The sequence below is a fragment of the Pseudomonas sp. P5_A2_2 genome, from assembly GCF_054177685.1.
Genome location: NZ_JBGCUL010000674.1, coordinates 1 through 2,484 on the forward strand (window position 1 = coordinate 1; position 2,484 = coordinate 2,484).

1 protein-coding gene is annotated in these 2,484 nt (G+C 63.1%); it reads left to right on the forward strand.

Annotated elements, in window-relative coordinates:
* Window positions 1-2,484: calcium-binding protein (locus ACXRVY_RS24030; RefSeq protein ID WP_458238430.1), on the forward strand; the 2,484-nt coding region annotated here is incomplete at both ends.

The following is a 2,484-nucleotide window of genomic DNA, read 5'->3' on the forward strand; positions in this document are numbered from 1 at the left end:
TCGATGGACTTTGGCGCGGAACTTGAGAACAACACGTTCGCCAATCTGGTCATGGCCAATACCGACGCAACACACCTCTCGGCCAGGGTTTTCCTGACGCCGGCCTTTACCCTGGAAATTGACCAGACGCGTCAGTACAACCCGAGTGTGGTAGCCGGGCCCGACGGCATCGTCGGCACGATCGATGATCTGCCAGTCACCGCCGATCCCTTTGGACCGTCGAACCATCCGATTGGCTCACCACGCAGTGACTTCCTCACACCGCTGGTGATCCGCGACAACCCCGGCACAGTGGGCCCGGATACCAACTACCTGCACTACACCGGTGCCGATACGGTCGTGCTCGGCGGCACAGCCGGCAACGATATCCTCATTGCCGGCGACTCGGACGATGACACGGTCTATGGCGATGCCGGTAACGACCGGATCGATGGCGGCTACGGTAACGACCAACTCCTTGGCGGTACCGGTGACGACATCATCACCGACATCGGCGGCGACGACGTCATCCACGGCGAGGACGGCAACGACGTCATCCAGGGCGGCAACGGCCTGAACCTGATCCTCGGCCAGGCCGGCCAGGACTTCATCATCACCGGCGAGGACGCGGCCGACAGCAGTGGCGGCCTGGGCAACGACTTCATCCTCGGCAGCAAGGCGAACGAGTTCGCGCGCGGCGGTGAAGGCGACGACTGGATCCAGGGCGGATCCGCCGATGGCGTTGCCGGCGACAACTTCGACCCATTCGGCAACGATCCGATCATTGGCAACGATGTCTTCATGGGCGATGGCGGACCGGATAACTTCGACGGGGAAGGCGGTGATGACATCATGATCGGCAGCCCTAGCGAGGCGGACCGTTTCATCGGGTTCTCCGGTTACGACTGGGCGACCTACAAGGACGATCCGGTCGGCGTGACCATTGGCCTCAACTCCAGTCTGCGCTTCTTCGATCAGCCGCAGGTGCCTGGTTCAACTGCGTCGATCCTTGCCCGGTTGGACCTGGTGGAAGGGCTGTCGGGATCGGCACACGCCGATTTCCTCACTGGCGATGATTCCACCGCGGTAACGCTCGCTATTGCTGGCGCCACGGGCAGCGTACTCACCAACTTCGACCTCATCAGTGGTCTGCGGGCGTTCGTCGGCAGCGCCGGATTCGGTGCCGACGGTATCGGGGGGACGGCCGACGATAAGTTCGACGGGGGCAACATTATCCTGGGTGGTGCCGGCAGCGACGTCATCGAAGGCCGGGTCGGCGATGACCTGATCGACGGCGACAAGTGGCTCAACGTGCGCATCAGCGTGCGGCAGAACATCGATGGCACCGGGCCGGAAATCGCCAGCTTCGACAACATGACACCGCTGGTCCCGCTGATGTTGAACGGCACCTATAACCCCGGTCAGCTCCAGGTCGTCCGCGAGATTCTGACGGCGCCCGGTCCCGACTTCGATACGGCGCTGTACTCCGGCAATTTTGCGGATTACACCGTGGTCGAAAACGTCAACGGCACCGTTACGGTCACCGACAGTGTCGCTRGCAGGGACGGGATCGACACCCTCAGCAATATCGAGCGGTTGCAATTCACCGATCAGGCGATTGTGCTTGGCGGTTTGAACTCGGCGCCAGTCGGTTCGCTGACGATCGACGATGCCACGCCCGCCGTCGGCCAGACGCTGACGGTATCGGCGGCAGACATCTCTGATGCCGACAATACCGCGACCGGTGGCGCGATCACCAGCCCCATCAGTTTCTTCTGGCAGTTCGAACCAAGCCCAGGCTCGGGCGTCTTCGAAGACATCACCTTCTTTGCCGCCGGCGAGGTCGCGCGCGCGGAGGGTCTGACTGTCACGGTGGGCACGGAACTCAGGGTCCCACCACCGGCGACCCTCATCGGTGCCGTGCCGGCTATCCCGCAACTCGTCGTGCCAACCGGACTGGCTCTGCGCGTCAGGGCGGTCTACAAGGACGCCAATGGCGTGCTGGAGGAGGTGTTCTCGGCGCCGACCGCACCGATCACGGCGGCCGGTACCGGCACCGTCAACTTCCTGCCGGTCGGAACGGTGCTGATCAGCGACACGACCCCGACGGAAGGCTCGACCTTGACCGCCACGGATGCGTTCACCGACGCCAACGGGACCACGACCTCGGTGATTACCCATCAGTGGCAGGCGGGGAACGGTGCGATCTTTGCCGACATCGTCGGCGAGACGGGCACGACCCTCGCGCTCACCCCGACACTGGTCGGTCAGCAACTGCGTATCGTTGCGAGTTACACCGATGACCTCGGCACACTTGAGCGAGTCACCTCTGCCGCTACGACAGTGGTCGGTGATGTGTTTGTCGGTACCGCCGGTGTCGACATCTGGACCGGCACGACAGGCGACGACATTGCCAGCGGAGGTGCTGGCAACGACATCCTGAACGGCTTGGGCGGTAACGACATCATCAATGGTGACGCGGGCAATGACGTGCTCATCGGCGGT